Source organism: Streptomyces sp. NPDC006393 (assembly GCF_040628575.1).
Lineage (GTDB): Bacteria > Actinomycetota > Actinomycetes > Streptomycetales > Streptomycetaceae > Streptomyces.
In genome coordinates, this window is sequence record NZ_JBEXZD010000001.1 from 164457 (window position 1) to 179612 (window position 15156).

Sequence of the window (15156 nt, forward strand, 5' to 3'; positions counted from 1 at the left end):
CGCTGCCGTGGGCGGGCCGCCGCGCCGGCCTGCCACCGGCGCGGCCTGCCACCGGCGCGGCGCACCCGGCAACCCAGGCCGGCCCGCGCCACGGCCACGGCCACGTCGCACCCTTCAGCTCACCGGGAACGCCACGTCACACACCGCGTCCTCGGGCCCCGCGGCCTCCCAGTCCGCGAAGTAAACCTCCCGGCACGGCCCGGCCCGACGCAGCCCCTGCTCGGCGATCCACTGCTCCACGGCCTCGAACGCGGCCAGGATCTGCGGATGGGCGACCTGTGCCTTGGTGATCCGGGTGTAGGCCAGCCGCTGCGCCGGCTCCACCCGCGCCTTCGTGTCCCAGGACCGCCCCCGCGCCTCGGCCCACGCCCGCGCCGCCGCCTCGTCCGCCACGGGTACGCAGGACTCGGCGGGACCGTCGCTCTCCATGGACACCTCGGCGTGGTAGACGACGAACGGCGCCCCGGTGACACCCCCGCACTCGGCCGCCGCGCCCGCCAGCCGGCCCAGCGACGCCCCGATCCACGCGGGCAGCTCGCCCGCCAGCGTGTGCCGGGTCTCGGTGATCACCACCTGCTCGGGCACGTCCACCGTCTCGACCACGAACTTTCCGTACATCTCGGAGCTCCTCCCCGACAGCCGTCCACGGAGGTACTCGGCGAGGGTCCGCTGCCCGGCCACGCGCGCTTCCACGGCCGCCCAGTACGCGGCGAGCCGTCCGGCGGCCTCGGGCCCGTCGGCGGCGACCACCTCCGCCACCCGGGCCAGCGGCATGTCCAGCTGGCGCAGCAGGGCCACCAGCCGGGCCCGCTCGGTCTGGGACGCCCGGTAGTAGCGGTAGCCGCTCGCCTCGTCGACGTACGCCGGGACCAGCAGCCCGAGGCGGTCGTACAGCCGCAGCGCCTTGGCCGACAACCGGGCCCGCGCGGCGAACGCGCCGATGCTGAGCAACTCGTCGTCCACGCCGTCATCCTCCGTCACCGGACGCCGTTCGCCCGGTGACAGGGACGCTCCGCCTTGCCCCAGGGGCAAGGTCAACCGGTGGACGCGCCGGGTGGACTCAGCCGGCCAGCTGGGCCTCGACGGCCGTGACGATCTCGGCCGACTCGGGATCGGTCTGCGGGGAGAAGCGGGCGACGACCCGACCGTCCCGCCCGAGCAGGAACTTCTCGAAGTTCCAGCGGATGTCGCCGCTGTGTCCGTCGGCGTCGGCGAAGCCGGTCAGGCGGGTGTAGAGCGGGTGCCGGCCGTCGCCGTTGACCTCGACCTTCTCGGTCATCGGGAAGGTGACGCCGTACGTCGCCGAGCAGAACTCGGCGATCTCCTCGGCGCTGCCCGGCTCCTGCCCCATGAACTGGTTGCACGGCACCCCGAGCACGGTGAAGCCCCGAGCCGCGTACTTCTCGTGCAGGCGTTCGAGGCCGGCGTACTGCGGGGTCAGTCCGCACCGGGAGGCGACGTTCACGATGAGGACGGGCTGACCCGCGTACTGCCCGAGATTCGCGGGGCCGCCCTGGAGGGCGCCGATCTCCACGTCCAGGGGAGCGGCGCCGTTGCTGTCTGCAGTCGTCATGGGCGGATGCTAACCCCGGCGGAGGTCCGGCCGGCGGGCCGCCTCGACGAGGACCTGGCCCGGCCCGGTGCGGGAGTACAGCACCGAGCGGCCGGCCCTGCGCCGTTCCACCAGCCCCGCGTCCAGCAGGACCTTCAGATGCCGGCCCACCGAACCCAGGCCCTGGCCGGTCACGGCGGTCAGCTGGGTGGTGCTCAGCGGGGTGTCGAGCAGGACCAGCACCTGGGCGCGGGCGCGGCCCAGCAGTGCGCCGAGGCCCGCCGGGACGGCGGCCCGCCGGACCTCGCTGTCGGCGAGGGCGCCCGAGCACGGGTAGACGACGGCGTACCGGCGGTCGGACTCCTCCCACGAGACCCAGCCGGTCTGCGGGGTGACGGGCACGAAGACGAGCTGGGCGCCGGAGACCTCGCGCGGCGGATACTCGTGCGCGTTGACCTGGAGCCGGTTCTCGCCCAGCCAGCGCGTCCCCGGCCGCAGGGCGTCCAGGACGGCCGCCCAGCCGCCCCGGCTCACCTGCGCGGTCCGCGCGACGACATCGGCCTCCAGGACGCGCCGTCGCCGGTCCCAGTAGGGCCGTACGGCATCCGTCCAGACGTACTCCAGGAGCCGGGCCGCGCGCTCGGCCAGGTCGTCCCGCTCCAGCGCGGCCGGCAGCGGTCCGGCGAGCGAGACCCGCAGATTCGCGCGGGCCTCGGCCGGATCGGCCGCGTGCACCCGGGCGACGCCGTCCTCGAAGCTCTCGTCGTCCCGTGGCGTGGGCGTGAGGAAGTCGGCGATCCAGTGCCGCCCGAGGCCGGCCCGTACCAGCAGCGCGGTGACGGGATCGGCCGCGAGGCGCTGCCGGAAGGCGGGCAGGTGGGCGCGCAGCCAGGCCTGCTCGCCCGGATGCCCGCCCACGCCCGCGTGCAGCAGCTTCAGGCTCGCGAAGGTCTCGGCGAGCGGCGAGAGCACGAACCGGCTCCCGGCGAGCGTGTCGGCGTTCACCTGCCACCAGCCCACGAGTCCTCCTTCCGGACGGGATTCGTCTCCCGGACGGGTTCCGTACCTTTCGCGGACGCGCGAAGCGACAACGCGGCTTTCGCGTGTGCGCGAAACAATAACGACCGGTGCCGGGCCGGTCCGAGACTCCGGCGCATGCGCAGCTACCAGGACCTGTTCCGCACCCCGGAGTTCACCCCGCTCTTCCTGTCCTCCGGCGCCCAGACCGTGGCCCGGACGGTGAGCGGACTGGCGCTCGGCACGCTGGTGTACCGGGCCACGGACTCGCCGCTGTTGTCCGCGGTGAGCATGTTCGGCCCCTCGATCGCCCAGGTTCTGGGCGCGACCCTCTTCCTCTCGGGCGCCGACCGGCTGCCGCCGCGCCGGACGCTGGCGGGCATCGCCCTCGCCTTCGCGGCCGGTACGGCGGTGCTGGCGCTGCCCGGCCTGCCGGTGTGGGCGGTCTTCGCCGTCGTCCTCGCCGAGGGGCTGGTCGCGTCCCTGGGCGGAGGGGTGCAGTGGGGCCTGCTGAACGAGATCCTTTCCGGCGGCGGCGACGACGGTCGCGCGGGCAGAGGTGGGGGTGGGGGTGGGGGTGGGGCTGGGGGCGGTGGCGACGGCTATCTGCTCGGTCGTTCGGTGTTCAACATGATGAGCGGAATCATGCAGATCACCGGATACGCGACGGGCGGCGTGCTGGTGGCGGTGCTGTCACCGCGCGTCTCGCTGCTGCTCGCGGCGGTGCTGTTCGCGGTGGCGGCGGCGGTCGTGCGCGGGGCCCTGAGCCGCCGCCCGCCCCGCTCCTCCGGCCGCCCGTCCGTCGCGGCGACCTGGCGCGCCAACGCCCGCCTGTGGTCGGACCGCCCACGCCGGCTGACGTACCTGGGCCTGTGGCTCCCCAACGGCCTGGTCGTCGGCTGCGAGTCGCTGTACGTGTCGTACGCCCCGAGCGCGGCCGGCACGCTGTTCGCCTGCGCTGCCCTGGGGATGCTGGCCGGCGACCTGATGGTGGGCCGCCTGCTGCCGCCCGCCGTACGCCGCCGGGCGGCCACGCCACTGCTGTTGCTGCTGGCCGGGCCGTATCTGCTCTTCGTCCTGCACCCGCCCGTGCCGGTGGCGGCCTGCCTGGTGGCACTCGCCTCCGCCGGCTTCGGCGCGAGCCTGGTCCAGCAGGAGCGGCTGATGACGCTGACCCCCGGCGAACTGAGCGGCCACGCCCTCGGGTTGCACTCCGCGGGGATGCTCACTCTTCAGGGCGTGAGCGCGTCGCTGGCGGGCTCGGTGGCCCAGGTCACCTCGCCCGCGGTGGCGATGACGGTGATGGCGCTGGCGTCGGTCGGGGTGACCCTGACACTGGCCGCGGCCGCACGCCGGACGACGGCCACGACACCCCGGCCGGCGCCGCAGGTGTCGTAGGGGCCGTAGGTGCCGTTTGCGCCCGCAGGGTGCCGTAGGGGCAGGCGGCCACCGCACGAAACCGGCGAGGCGCGGCGAGACGTCTGATCTGGACGTGGGGGCCACGCGGATGCGCCCCCGGCTTCGGGCCTGGGCCCCGGCTTCGGGCCTGGGCCCCGGCTTCGTGCCCAGGCCCCCGGCCCCGGCCCCGGCGCCGCCCGAGCCCTGGCCCCAGGGAGAAACGAGACCACGTGCAGGCGAGCGATTTCGGCAAGTGGGTACGCCGGTTCGAGGACGAACGCGACCGAAGACGCGCCCAGGGCGACCCGGACTGGAGCCGGGGCGCGACCCTGCACCCGGCGGTGTGGGCGAGCGTCCAGCGCTTCCAGGTGGGCGAGGACGGCGACGGCGCCAACCTCGTCGCGAAGGCGGACGAGGCAGGGGACGGCGACTACGCGCGGGCGGTGCGGCTGTTCGTCGCCGAGGAGCAGAACCATGCCCGCCTGCTCGCCCGGCTCCTGGCCGCGGGCGGCACCCCGACGCTGACCGGCCACTGGAGCGACACGGTCTTCGTACGGCTGCGGCGCCTGATGGGCCTGCGCCTGGAACTGCTGGTGCTGCTGATCGCGGAAGTGGTCGCGCTGCGCTACTACCGGGCCTTGCGCGACGGCACCACCGACCCGCTCACCTCGGACGTGGCGGGCCGGATCCTGGCCGACGAGGAACGCCACGTCCCGTTCCACTGCGAGCGCCTGCACGCCTCCCTGGCGTCCTTGCCACGCCTCCTGCGCCGCCCGGTGATGCTCCTGTGGCGGCTCCTGCTGTCGGCGGTCTGCCTCGTCGTCGCCGCCGACCACGGCCGGGCCCTGCGCCGACTCGGTGTCGGCCGCCTGAGATTCCTGACCGACGTCGTCGGTTCCTCCACCACGGTGGCCCGGTCGGTACTGACCCCCCGCCCGGACAGGACGACCCCAGCGCCCCCTGACACGGGACACCGCCCTGACCCGAACACCGCCCCGGCCCGAACACCGCCCCGGCCCGAACACCGCCCTGACCCGAACACCGCCCTGAGACGTACGCCGGAGTTCACCCGTCCGGCCGCCTCCCGCTGGTGACGCGGTTCCCCTGCGCACACGGTGGACGCATCCGACCCCAGGGAGGACGACGCCATGACGCAGCAGCCGACAACGCCGCAACACGTGCCCCCCGACGCCCATGCCGGCGCGAAGGGCGCGACCAGCCCATGGGTGGCCGGCGGCACGGTGTTCGCCGGGGTCGTACTCCTGGTGGACGGCCTGCTGAACATCCTCAAGGGCATCTCGGCCATCGCCTCCGACGACATCTACGCCCGCATCAACAACTACGTCTACCGGTTCAACCTGACCGGCTGGGGCTGGGTCCTCGTGATCCTGGGCGTGATCGCCGTCATCACCGGCCTCGGTCTCCTCACGGACGCGCTGTGGGCCCGCGTCCTGGGCGTGTTCATGGCCGCCCTCAGCCTGGTGGCCAACTTCCTCTGGCTCCCCCACCTGCCCCTGTGGGCCATCATCTCCATCGCCCTGGACACCTGGGTCATCTGGGCCCTGACCGCCCACCGCTCCCCACGCTCAACACCCCTGTGACACCGAACAGAACAAGCCCCCGTCACTCGCCGCGGACCCGTTCGCCCTTCCCCCGGGCCCTCGACATCCACGAACGACAGCCCCACCGAGCGAGCGCCCCCACCCCGAGCGAGACAAGAACGGCACCCCAGTCGACGACATGCGGCATCCCCGGAAAGAACGCGAAGAAGCACAGCGCCGCCACAACCCCGCCGACGAACCACCCGACTCCGGCCCGCCGCCGCGCCTCCCGCGCATGGTCCGACTGCTGCCGCTGCTGCTCGATCATGACCGACTCACTTCGTGACGTGATGGCACTGACTCACCCGTCGCACCCCGTTGACATAGAGGTGCGCACACGCCTTTCCATAACGAGGCAACGTCTGAGGAGAGTTGTTCCGCATCGGGTCGATCTTGCACTCGCTGTGCGTCCTGCCGCGGGAGGTGCGGTATGTGCGGTTGTTGGTGTCGGCATAGCTGAAGTCGATGCGCCAGTTGCAGAAGCCGCTGCTGAGCGCTCCGACGAAGGCGCAGTCCACGCCGGCGTTCTGGTACGTGATCTTCCTGCCGTTGCCACGGATGACGTGGGTGAACATGCACCCCGTCGGCACTTTCATCGTCACGCCGCCCACGCTGTACTCGAAGGTGCGTACCGGAGTCGAGCCGATCGCGGTGGCATGTGCGCTCGTCGAAGCGGTCAGAACAAGGCCTCCGGCGGCGGCGAGGGTGGTGAGGAAACGCGTGACGCGCGGCGTGATCAAAGTGATCCCCCTCTGCTGGTTCCCATGAGTGATGAGCACCGGGGACAACTGCGGCAGGAGGCGCCCGGTTGCCGGACCCGGGGCCGATTCACCATCACAGGTGATCAAGTGATAAGCGTGCTGACCTGCAGAAACGTTCGTGGAGGGGGACTGGACTGGCGGCACGGTTCCGAGTGTCGTCGGTACACGAGGGCGACCCGCCTCGTGGCACACGGCAAACAGCCCGTGGTCTCACCGGGGGAAGTGAGCCACGGGCTGCGGTCTGTGGGCAGCGTTGCGCGCGTTGGTTCGGGTGGTGGAGCGGTTGGGGCGTTCGGGGCGGCTCAGGTCGCCGCTTGTGCGGCGGTGGTGCCGGTCAGGCGTAGACGCGTTCCACGAACTGTGCGAGCTGGTCGTCGCTCAGTCGCAGGGCCAGGTCATGCTCGCTGATCATGCCGACCAGACGTTTGTCGTCGTCGATGACCGGGAGCCGGCGGATCTGGTGGCTCTCCATCTCCTGGAGCACGTCCTCGACGGTCGCGCCGGTGCTGATCCAGCGCGGGGTGCCCTGGCACAGGTCACCGGCGGTGACGCGCGAGGGGTCGTGCCCCGCGGCGATACAGCGGACCACGATGTCGCGGTCGGTGATGATGCCGCACATGCGCTCGCCGGGGTCCCTCGGGTCGCTCACGGGCAGAGCGCCCACCCCGAGTTCCCGCATAAGCTGTGCGGCTCTGTCCAACGTCTCGGTGGCAGGTATCCACCGTGCTCCGTGGTGCATGATGTCGGCTGCCGTGGTCATGAAGCGTTCCTCCTGCCGGGTAGGTCGGTCTCATCCTCCGAAGCCGCGCCCCCCACGGCGACCGATGGGCAGCATTCGGGTGATCGCCGGCTCCTCGCCACCGCGCGCACGCCACCTACGTATGCCTCCCGGCGGCGGCCGGTTGGCGAGGCGTTTCTCCGCTCAGAACCCAGGCGTCATCGACGTCGGCGGCGCACCGGTCTCGGGCGAAGGCGACGGCCTTGCCGCGAAGGGTGGAAGCCGCCGATGCTGGCTCGATGCCAGGGCAGCGCAAGAAAAGACGTCGGCAGCAGGACGAGGCTCGGCGGGCCACTGCTCGTTTCGCGCCTGACGTCGGCCGCTGGGAGGTGCTTTTCGAAACCCAGGACGAGTCGGAATGGCACGCTCACATGCGGCATCTACGAGCATCGGACACGCAGCTCGACTGGACGGCGGTGCGGGTGGACAGGCTCTGCGGGCGCCTGATGCGGCCGACCACCTTCCGGCTGAGCCTCTTCGTGCCGAAGGCCACGCCCGATCCGGGGCAAGACCCCTCCACGTAGTTCAGCTGGTGCGTTCCCAGGGGGTCGGGCCCGCCACCGAAGCGGTCTCCGCCGGCTACGGCGCCTTCCATGTCTTCGCCACGCTGAACCTCGCCGTCCTCGCCGGGTGGATCGTGCTCGCCCTCGGCGCCTGGCGCACCCGGGTCCTCGGCCCCGTCCGCGCCGCCGCACTCGGCCTCACCGCGGCACTGCCCATCGGAGTGCTCAAGGGAACCACCCCCGTGTCGCTGGTGGCCCTGACCGGACTGTGCACCGCACTGGTGCCGCTGGGCCTGGCACTGCTGCGTGAAGCGCCCCGCCCCAGCCGGGCGGCAGTGCTGCGCTGGGTGCCACTGACCCTGGTGACGGTCGGGCTGATGGTGCTTGTGGGACAGGCCGGTTGAGTGGACGCGTACAGGTACGGTCGGGCCATGAAGTCCAAGGGGCAGCGCCATCTCTACGCCCTCGACCTGGGCGCGGCCCTGGCGCTGACCGCCGTGTACGCCGGCTTCGCGCGGCTGACCTCGGACGACGGCCAGCCCGCCTACACGGGGCCGCCCTGGCTCGGCTGCGTGATCGCCGCCGCGGTCGGCCTGCCGATCGCCGTACGCCGCCGCTGGCCGCTCGCGGTCCTGGCGGCCGTACTGGCCGCCCTGGCCACGGCATCGCTCCTCGACATCCCCCGTGAGCCGTACGCCGCCGCCGGGCTCGCGGCCTACCTCGTCGGACTGGCCGAGCCCGCCCGCCGGTCCGTGCCCGCACTCGCGGTGACGCTGCCGGTGGCGTGCGGTGCCGTGTACCTCGGCGAGGCGGCGATCACTCCCGGCGAGGACTGGCGGGGCGCCCTCGGTCCGGGCTCGTGGCCGCCCACCGGCGTGAAGGGTAACGCCGACAGGACAGACGCCTCTCATCGGAGTCCCGGGGCATGTGCCTCAACCATGCCGCGAGATCAACAGGTCCTGCCGCCCGTGTGCTCAATCCGTTCCGCCGGATCGGGCCGCTGTTCGGCGGTCCAGGTGATGCGTGGCGGTACGACTCGTGCGCACAGGGCCCCGCCGCGCGCGTCGGTCAAGCCGAGGCGGCCCACGAGCAGTCCGGTGCCTGCGGCCGCGTCGAGCACCTCCGCGGGGACGGCGTCGAGCATGAGCTTGGCACGGCGGAACATCGTGAAGGTGCCGGAGTCGTCGACCGTGCCCCACGACAGGTAGATGAACCGGTCTCCTGGCCGGCCCTGTACATAAGGGCCTTTGATGTCGATGCCGTCCTGTGAGGCCGTCGTGGTGCACTCCAGGGTCCAGGTTGCCGAGGCGGCGTCCCCGGGGTGAGGGTCGAGGAGTTCGTCCGGGCGGCCGCGGCGCTGTACGGCGACATGGATGTTGCGGTAGGTCGGGCCGTCGTCGTCACCGGCGAGCGCGCCGGGTGGACAGGTGAGGCCGGGCAGGTCGACGCCGTCGATGCGGATGCGCATGACCGCCATCATTCACCTTCCGCCAGGAGCGATGGGGATGGTCTCTCCGGTGACCGGGTCGAAGGGCCGGTGAGGACGACGAGTCAGGGCGTGGCCTGCTCCTCATCGAGGGCATTGCCGTCCGCCGGCGCCATGACCTCCACGGCCCGCACAGACGCCCGTGGGGGAGACGGGTCTGGGCGGAGCTCACGATGAGACGCCCGGCAGGATTCGACAACCGTCTGTGGTCGCTCGTACGACTCGTTCGGGTGCATACCTCATGCGGGCTCCAGCCCCCCTGCGCAGGCTTGACCCTGCGATGCGTCTCCTCATGAAGGTGAAGGAACATGCAGACGTACGTCTCGTTGCTGAACTGGACCGATCAAGGGATCCGAAACTACAAGGACACCGTGACACGCGCAGAGGCCTTCGGCGCAGCGGTGGAGAAGCTCGGGGCGAAGCTCCTGAACATCTACTGGACCGTCGGTCCGTACGACCTCGTGGCCGTCGTCGAGGCGCCCGACGACGAAACCGCCACCGCGGCACTCCTGCAGATCGGCGGAGTGGGCAATGTCCGCACCACGACCCTTCGGGCCTTCGGCCGGGAAGAGATGAACCGCGTCGTCGGCAAAGCCGCCGGCTGACGACGTCCACTCGATGAGCCGGGCGGCGTGGACGCGAACGCGGCGGCCCGTAGTGGCACACGTGTGGCACGACCCCGGAAACGACGAAGGGTCGGCCTGGGAGGAACCCCTCCTGAGCCGGCCCTTCTCGCTGCACCCCGGCAGGATGCGAACCTGCGCCGGTCGAAGCCGGGCCGGACTCTGCGGACGGTGCTCCGGAACCGAGGTTGACCTCGGCCGCCTCAGCCCCTGACCCCGGCTCCCCGCCCGTCCGTAACGGCCTCGCAACGAATCCACCTCCCTCAGGGTGCCGAAGCCGGAGGACAGGGCATCGTAGGGGTGAGCGGTACGAGTCGGTGCCGTGTGGATCCGTAGGGATCCGATCTCAGGGAGTGGTGGACATGTACGCCTTCCAGAAGCGAATGGACTGGAGTTCCCCCGTGAGCTAGCCGGGACCGGCCACTGCCTCTGCCCTGTTCGGATGCGGCACCGCGGATACGGATACACCGTTCCAGCCACTACGCCGTTCCATCCGACCGGTCGCTTTCCTTCCGCCGGCTGGTTGCCCGGCAGCACCGAAGTTGCCCCGTCAACTCTGGCCTGCCATCGGAGGAATCGCCATGACCACGATCATCCTGCAACTCGCTGCCGGAACACCACAGGTCCTGCTCGCCGTCATCGTCGTCCTCGCCATCACCTTCCTGCTCGCTCTCACCATCGCCCTACGGGGCACCGGCCCGACAGAACGAGCAGCGGTCTTACGCGCCTTCGCCCAACTCATCCCTCTACGCCGCAGATAGCGCCTCCCGAGGCCAACAGAAAACCCAGGTCAGTGAAACGCTGCGAAACGGGCTCCGGTCCTGGTCGAAGCGCCTACCGGACTCCAGCGAACAGGAACGGCGGGACACGGACCGAGTGGCAACTGGGATCGCGACTGAGACGGTGCCGGAGCACGCAAGACGGCACCCGCAGGGCCCCTGGACGGTCAGCCCGTTCAGGAGCCCTGCTGCGTCTTCGGTCCAGCAGCGGACCGGCCGGTGCCGCAAGGTACCAGCGGCGCCCGCGTGGGGCGTGCCGTGGGAGGAGGCGGGGGCGGCGCTGGTTCCCTCGCCTCCGCCATGCCCGGTGGTAACACGGGGTCTCCGCCCGGCGAGTCCGCTCAGGCCATGTGGTTGTACGGGTAGGGATTGCCGTCCTGGTCAGGGGAGGCTGAAGGTTCGCGGAAGGCGAAGGGCGCTTGCCATTTGCCGGTGCCGCTGTAGAAGTACGTCCTGTTGTGGTTCTTGTCGTACGCGAAGAGATCGGGGCGGCCGTCGCGGTCGACGTCGCCGATGCCGACCAGATCGCTGTAGGTGTTCCAGCCGCCGCCGATCTTGGTTCGGGAGGCGAAGGTGCCGTTGCCGTAGCCGAGGTAGAGCCACAGCACGCCGTCGCGGTCGCGGGCCACGAGGTCGCCCGCGGCGGCGCCGCCGACGTTGCCCACGGCGGTGATGTCGTCGTAGACGCCCCAGCCGCCGCCGACCCTCACCCGTGAGGCGAACGGCGCCCGCCAGTCGCCCGTGCCCTTGTAGAGCCACAGCACACCGGAGGTGTCCCTGGCGAGAAGGTCGGCCCTGCCGTCACCGGTGTAGTCGGTGCCGCCGGTGAGTTGGTTGTAGGTGTTCCAGCCGCCGCCGATCTTGGTTCGGGAGGCGAAGGTGCCGTCGCCGCGGCCGAGGTAGAGCCACAGCACACCGCTGCCGTCGCGGGCGACCAGGTCGGCGTGGGAGGCGCCGCCGACGTTGCCGACGGTCTCGATCTGGTTGTAGATCCCCCAGCCCGAGCCGACGAGCTTCGTCTCGTGTTCCGACAAGTGTCCGGGGTTGTAGGGGTCGAAGTAGGTGTCGCTGTTCCACAGACGTCCGGAGGTGTCCCGCGCCAGCACGTTCGGCGAGCCGTTGTCGTCGAAGTCGTGCGGCTTGGGGGTGCGGACGACCTTGAACGTGCCGGAGGCGGTGAGGTCCGGGCCGATGGCGTTGAGCGGCTTGGCGACGAGCGTCCATGTGTAGTCGCCGTTGTAGGCGCTGCCCGTCGGCATCTGGCCCAGGCCGCCCTCCCAGTCGAAGCGGACGGGCGTCCCCGGGTTCGTGAAGGACACGGTCCTGGTCTTGCCCGTGCGGACGTGCCGCAGCGTGACCGTCATCTCGACGTTGCCGCGGGACAGGTTCCACACCATCGGCGCCGTGCCGCCGTTGGCGTCGAGGTCGACCACGGCGGGGATGCTGTTACCGGTCAGGGTGACGCGTGTGGGCTCACCGGTGCTCGCGACCAGTGTGGCGGCCGGGACGCCGTCCTGACCGGGCGCGATCCGGTACACGCCCTCGTTCTCGGCGACCGTGCCGCCGCGTGCGAACAGCGTGCCGTCGGGGGCGGTGGCGCCGGAGGTCAGGTGGTCGAGGAGCTTACGGGTGGCGCCGGTCCGCAGGTTGTAGGCGGTCAGCGCGTTCGAGGCGTACGCGTCGATGGAGTCCAGGCCGCCGCGGTTGCCGTACGTCAGCCAGTCGCCCTGGAGGCCGATCTCCACGGCCTCGGGCCACACCTTGCCCACCGGGACGCTCTGGGACGCGCCCGTGGAACGGTCGGTGACATCCACCGTCGCCGTGAAAGAGCCGTTGTCGTTCTTGTACTCGACCCAGGCCACGTGCGTCGCCGAGACCGCGACATCCCCGGTGCGCGCGGCGGCCGGCAGCCTGTAGGTCTCGGTTATGGCGCCGGTGGAGAGGTCGAGGATCCCGAGGAAGCGGCCGCTCGGCTCGCTGGCGCCGCTGGTGAACCCGATCACCTGGGCGTAGGTGGCGGTGCCGGCCACGACGCGCACTATGGCGACGTTCTGGGGGAGGTTGGTCACCATGCGCGGCGACGCTCCCTTGGGGTGCATCCAGAGCGTGATACCGCCCTCGGAGTCAGTCGACTGGGTGAAGAGGGAGGTGCCGGCGGCGCCGGCGTACTCGATGCCGCTGCTGAGCGGGCCGATGTCGTAGCTGTTGACCACCGAGCCGGTCGCCATGTCTGTTATCTCGGCTGTGGAGCCGGAGTACAGGGGGAGGTTCGTGGCGACGAGATCGCCGGATCCGGTGCCTGCCATGGTGGTGTCCTGCGTCCATTGTGTCGCGGATCCACCCCCAGCGGGCAGCCAGCTCCTGGTGTCACTGCTGTGGTTCCAGGTCAGGTAGCCCGAGGCGGTGGCCCCGGTGATGACGTCGCCCTTCGGGAAGGGGCTCACGGACTGGTACTCGGTTCCCGCGGGCGCAGTGGCGGTGGTGGGCGCGGCCGCCGCGGGACCGGCCAGTTGGACGCCGCCGGCCGTGAGGGCGAGGAGAACGGTGAGGGCCGCGCCGAGGCGCCGCCCGGCGGTGCGTGGCGGAAGCAAGAAAGCGTTCCTTCCGGTCAGGCGAGAAGGTTGTGGGTGCGGGGCTCGTCGAAGACCGCGGAGCTCTGGGCAGGGCTGCCGAAGGGCCTGCGCCAGGTGCCCGTTCCCCTTCACAGGAAGGCCTTCTGGCTGTTGACCGCCCCGGCCACGTACAGGCCAGCGGTGCATTGTGTGATCCCTCCCCTGAAGACCACGGGGCCCGACGGGTTCGCGTGGTCAGTCGCGCGTAGGCGGCCGGATGGGACCCCCCAACCCGAGCGTCACCTCACGCGGTGATCGCTGGAGAGTACCAGCGCCCTCTGACAGAAGCGCACACGGCGGCCGGGGATCCGGCCGCCATCACCGCCGCGTATACGCACTTCGACGGGCCCTTGAGGAACTCGCCGGACGGATCGGCTGGGAGCCGCCGCGAGCATCGTCAAGTGGAGGGGTGGTGGCGTGCGGTGACGAGGCCCGACCCGGGCGGCTTCATCAGCAGCGCGCCCAGATGCACCAGTCGCTGAGATCCCTGAGCCGGGATCCGCATCCGTCTCACGGCTGACCTGCGCTCAGCATCAGGGCTGGGTCTGCTGCTGATGCGGCAGGTCCCTGCGGACCGCCGTCGGCGGTCTCCGCGTCGGACGCTCGCGCGGCCCCAACGGCACCGGCATCGAGCCCTGTGCCTGCTCACGCCTATACCCGCAGCGGCCCACCACACACACCCCCGTCTGCCCCGGCCCCCGAGCGCAGCAGGGGCGGGCGGGTTCCGCCATCTCCCACCGTAGGCAACCGTCCACAACAGGAGGAATCACGTGACCGTCACGTCAGGGCGTCCCGTGGGCACCACCGACCCGATCACCCTGGTCGACCCCGAGGTGACCTACCGGCTCACCCGCCGCATCACCGTCGACCACCCGGCCATCGACGGTGCGACCGCGCGCCGCATCGTCGGCCAGGTCCCCGCGTTCATCGCCGCCTCCGGCCAGCAGCCCGGTCAGTCCCTCGCACCAGTGCGCTACCCGCTCGATCTGGTGCGCTTGTACTGCGCAGTGGCTCACCGCTTTGAACCCCAGCTACCAGTCCCGCCAGGAGTCGGTGATCTCGGCACGGTCGATGCCCCTTCGTGCCGCCAAGGCAGCCACATCGATGCCGTGTTCGCTCAACGTTTCGTCGATGTACTCGCACAGCTGCTCACGCTCGTCTGTGCAGAACCCGGCAACGCCATACTGGTCGCACTCGTTGATCGCGTTGAGATCCAGAACGACCCGCTCAATCGCACCGAAGACCTCCTCGTCGGAGGGCTCTCTCAGCGCACGCATGGCTTCCTCGAGCACCTGCAAGGCGTCGTTCGTCGCCTTCAGCAGAGACTCCGGGAAGAGCTCCGCCATGCCGGCGCATGCCGAGTCCAGCCTCCCGGCAGCCAGTTCGCGTGCCGCCTGGGCTACGAGGGCACGCCAGTTCTCAGGTGTCTGATCGCCATGCCGGGGATGGTAGGCCCGAGCGCTGACACTCGCGCCGTGGGCGTGGGGAGCGACCTCTGGTTTGGAAGATCACGTACCCGGATCTGGGCCGTACGTCAGCAGACGCAGCGCCGGCGCGGCGTCCTGTACGACGACGATCCGAAGAGTCGCCGTCGCCGTGCCGTCCCGCTGCCCGCGCTCTGCCTCGCACCCCTGCGCTGGCACCGGATGCGACAGGCGGCGGCTCGGGCGAAAGCCGGAAGGACCTTAGGAGGGCAAGCGACGGGCATCGACACCGGCCAGAAGAGGATCAAGGCCGGCTTGGATCAAACGGTCCGAGCCGACGTGACGTCCGAGTGCCTGAGCCCGTGCGAGCTGCCTCAACCGGTCGAGGGCCTCATTCTCGTCACGCCGGATGCACCCCGTCCCGCCCCGTTGATGTCAGAACTGGATGTCAAAGGCCCCGGACCGTGATCGGTCCGGGGCCTTTGCGCTGGTGCCCCCGGCAGGATTCGAACCTGCGACACCCGCTTTAGGAGAGCGGTGCTCTATCCCCTGAGCTACGAAGGCGGGGATCTCCGTGAGATCCGCGACTAGCCTAGCGGATGAGGGGTCCGGCGGGGGAAGG

16 protein-coding genes and 1 tRNA gene are annotated in these 15156 nt (G+C 71.0%); 8 read left to right on the forward strand and 9 right to left on the reverse strand.

Translation table 11 applies throughout. From position 1 onward, the window contains the following. Window positions 1-114: 114 nt before the first annotated feature. The 3 genes from ABZ484_RS00700 to ABZ484_RS00710 all read right to left on the reverse strand — a co-directional run bounded on the left by ABZ484_RS00700 (window position 115) and on the right by ABZ484_RS00710 (window position 2572). Window positions 115-981 (reverse strand): MerR family transcriptional regulator, encoded by an 867-nt coding sequence (locus ABZ484_RS00700; protein ID WP_358863701.1) that lies wholly within the window; start codon window positions 979-981, stop codon window positions 115-117. A gap of 79 nt (window positions 982-1060) precedes the next feature. After that, the gene (locus ABZ484_RS00705; RefSeq protein WP_358863702.1) at window positions 1061-1573 is read right to left on the reverse strand and encodes a glutathione peroxidase; all 513 of its coding nucleotides are present in this window, start codon (window positions 1571-1573) and stop codon (window positions 1061-1063) included. 9 nt (window positions 1574-1582) lie between these two features. Next, window positions 1583-2572 carry an ArsR family transcriptional regulator gene (locus ABZ484_RS00710; protein WP_358863703.1) on the reverse strand — a complete coding sequence of 330 codons (990 nt, stop codon included), beginning with the start codon at window positions 2570-2572 and terminating at the stop codon, window positions 1583-1585. Window positions 2573-2707: 135 nt separating this feature from the next. Here ABZ484_RS00710 and ABZ484_RS00715 point away from each other — a divergent pair, with 135 nt between their 5' ends. The 3 genes from ABZ484_RS00715 to ABZ484_RS00725 all read left to right on the forward strand — a co-directional run bounded on the left by ABZ484_RS00715 (window position 2708) and on the right by ABZ484_RS00725 (window position 5568). Continuing rightward, the gene (locus tag ABZ484_RS00715; protein WP_358863704.1) at window positions 2708-3967 is read left to right on the forward strand and encodes an MFS transporter; all 1260 of its coding nucleotides are present in this window, start codon (window positions 2708-2710) and stop codon (window positions 3965-3967) included. 230 nt (window positions 3968-4197) lie between these two features. Beyond that, window positions 4198-5061 (forward strand): ferritin-like domain-containing protein, encoded by an 864-nt coding sequence (locus ABZ484_RS00720; RefSeq protein ID WP_358863705.1) that lies wholly within the window; start codon window positions 4198-4200, stop codon window positions 5059-5061. 54 nt (window positions 5062-5115) lie between these two features. Then, entirely contained in the window at window positions 5116-5568 is a 453-nt protein-coding gene (locus tag ABZ484_RS00725) for a hypothetical protein (protein WP_358863706.1), read from the forward strand. A 22-nt stretch (window positions 5569-5590) separates the two neighbouring features. On the opposite strand, the gene ABZ484_RS00730 is transcribed toward ABZ484_RS00725, so the two are convergent. The 3 genes from ABZ484_RS00730 to ABZ484_RS00740 form a co-directional block, all read right to left on the reverse strand. Then, window positions 5591-5836, reverse strand: a complete 246-nt coding sequence (locus tag ABZ484_RS00730; protein ID WP_358863707.1) for a hypothetical protein — start codon at window positions 5834-5836, stop codon at window positions 5591-5593. A 7-nt stretch (window positions 5837-5843) separates the two neighbouring features. Further along, the gene (locus ABZ484_RS00735; RefSeq protein ID WP_358863708.1) at window positions 5844-6416 is read right to left on the reverse strand and encodes a hypothetical protein; all 573 of its coding nucleotides are present in this window, start codon (window positions 6414-6416) and stop codon (window positions 5844-5846) included. 247 nt (window positions 6417-6663) lie between these two features. Continuing rightward, complete coding sequence (locus tag ABZ484_RS00740) at window positions 6664-7089, reverse strand: CBS domain-containing protein (RefSeq protein ID WP_358863709.1); 426 nt, start codon at window positions 7087-7089, stop codon at window positions 6664-6666. A 257-nt stretch (window positions 7090-7346) separates the two neighbouring features. On the opposite strand from ABZ484_RS00740, the gene ABZ484_RS00745 reads away from it, so the two are divergent. Then, window positions 7347-7631 carry a hypothetical protein gene (locus ABZ484_RS00745; protein WP_358863710.1) on the forward strand — a complete coding sequence of 95 codons (285 nt, stop codon included), beginning with the start codon at window positions 7347-7349 and terminating at the stop codon, window positions 7629-7631. A gap of 8 nt (window positions 7632-7639) precedes the next feature. Continuing rightward, window positions 7640-8014 (forward strand): hypothetical protein, encoded by a 375-nt coding sequence (locus ABZ484_RS00750; protein WP_358863711.1) that lies wholly within the window; start codon window positions 7640-7642, stop codon window positions 8012-8014. Between the two features lie 545 nt (window positions 8015-8559). On the opposite strand, the gene ABZ484_RS00755 is transcribed toward ABZ484_RS00750, so the two are convergent. Beyond that, window positions 8560-9078 carry a DUF5990 family protein gene (locus ABZ484_RS00755; protein ID WP_358863712.1) on the reverse strand — a complete coding sequence of 173 codons (519 nt, stop codon included), beginning with the start codon at window positions 9076-9078 and terminating at the stop codon, window positions 8560-8562. A gap of 326 nt (window positions 9079-9404) precedes the next feature. Between ABZ484_RS00755 and ABZ484_RS00760 the strand changes: the two genes are divergently transcribed. Further along, window positions 9405-9701, forward strand: a complete 297-nt coding sequence (locus tag ABZ484_RS00760) for a GYD domain-containing protein (protein WP_358863713.1) — start codon at window positions 9405-9407, stop codon at window positions 9699-9701. 599 nt (window positions 9702-10300) lie between these two features. Then, entirely contained in the window at window positions 10301-10480 is a 180-nt protein-coding gene (locus ABZ484_RS00765; RefSeq protein WP_358863714.1) for a hypothetical protein, read from the forward strand. A 359-nt stretch (window positions 10481-10839) separates the two neighbouring features. Here ABZ484_RS00765 and ABZ484_RS00770 read toward each other — a convergent pair whose 3' ends face one another. Further along, window positions 10840-13089 carry a VCBS repeat-containing protein gene (locus ABZ484_RS00770; protein WP_358863715.1) on the reverse strand — a complete coding sequence of 750 codons (2250 nt, stop codon included), beginning with the start codon at window positions 13087-13089 and terminating at the stop codon, window positions 10840-10842. 815 nt (window positions 13090-13904) lie between these two features. Between ABZ484_RS00770 and ABZ484_RS00775 the strand changes: the two genes are divergently transcribed. Then, complete coding sequence (locus tag ABZ484_RS00775) at window positions 13905-15002, forward strand: hypothetical protein (protein WP_358863716.1); 1098 nt, start codon at window positions 13905-13907, stop codon at window positions 15000-15002. 20 nt (window positions 15003-15022) lie between these two features. Here the strand turns inward: ABZ484_RS00775 and ABZ484_RS00780 are convergent. Continuing rightward, a tRNA-Arg gene (locus ABZ484_RS00780) sits at window positions 15023-15098 on the reverse strand. Window positions 15099-15156 lie beyond the last annotated feature (58 nt).

What these genes read in the sequence shown, in the direction of transcription:
- ABZ484_RS00705 (WP_358863702.1), bottom strand. Translation starts at nt 1,573, where the DNA reads ATGACGACTGCAGACAGCAACGGCGCCGCTCCCCTGGACGTGGAGATC.
- ABZ484_RS00715 (WP_358863704.1), top strand. Translation starts at nt 2,708, where the DNA reads ATGCGCAGCTACCAGGACCTGTTCCGCACCCCGGAGTTCACCCCGCTC.
- ABZ484_RS00725 (WP_358863706.1), top strand. Translation starts at nt 5,116, where the DNA reads ATGACGCAGCAGCCGACAACGCCGCAACACGTGCCCCCCGACGCCCAT.
- ABZ484_RS00730 (WP_358863707.1), bottom strand. Translation starts at nt 5,836, where the DNA reads ATGATCGAGCAGCAGCGGCAGCAGTCGGACCATGCGCGGGAGGCGCGG.
- ABZ484_RS00740 (WP_358863709.1), bottom strand. Translation starts at nt 7,089, where the DNA reads ATGACCACGGCAGCCGACATCATGCACCACGGAGCACGGTGGATACCT.
- ABZ484_RS00745 (WP_358863710.1), top strand. Translation starts at nt 7,347, where the DNA reads ATGCCAGGGCAGCGCAAGAAAAGACGTCGGCAGCAGGACGAGGCTCGG.
- ABZ484_RS00755 (WP_358863712.1), bottom strand. Translation starts at nt 9,078, where the DNA reads ATGCGCATCCGCATCGACGGCGTCGACCTGCCCGGCCTCACCTGTCCA.
- ABZ484_RS00760 (WP_358863713.1), top strand. Translation starts at nt 9,405, where the DNA reads ATGCAGACGTACGTCTCGTTGCTGAACTGGACCGATCAAGGGATCCGA.
- ABZ484_RS00765 (WP_358863714.1), top strand. Translation starts at nt 10,301, where the DNA reads ATGACCACGATCATCCTGCAACTCGCTGCCGGAACACCACAGGTCCTG.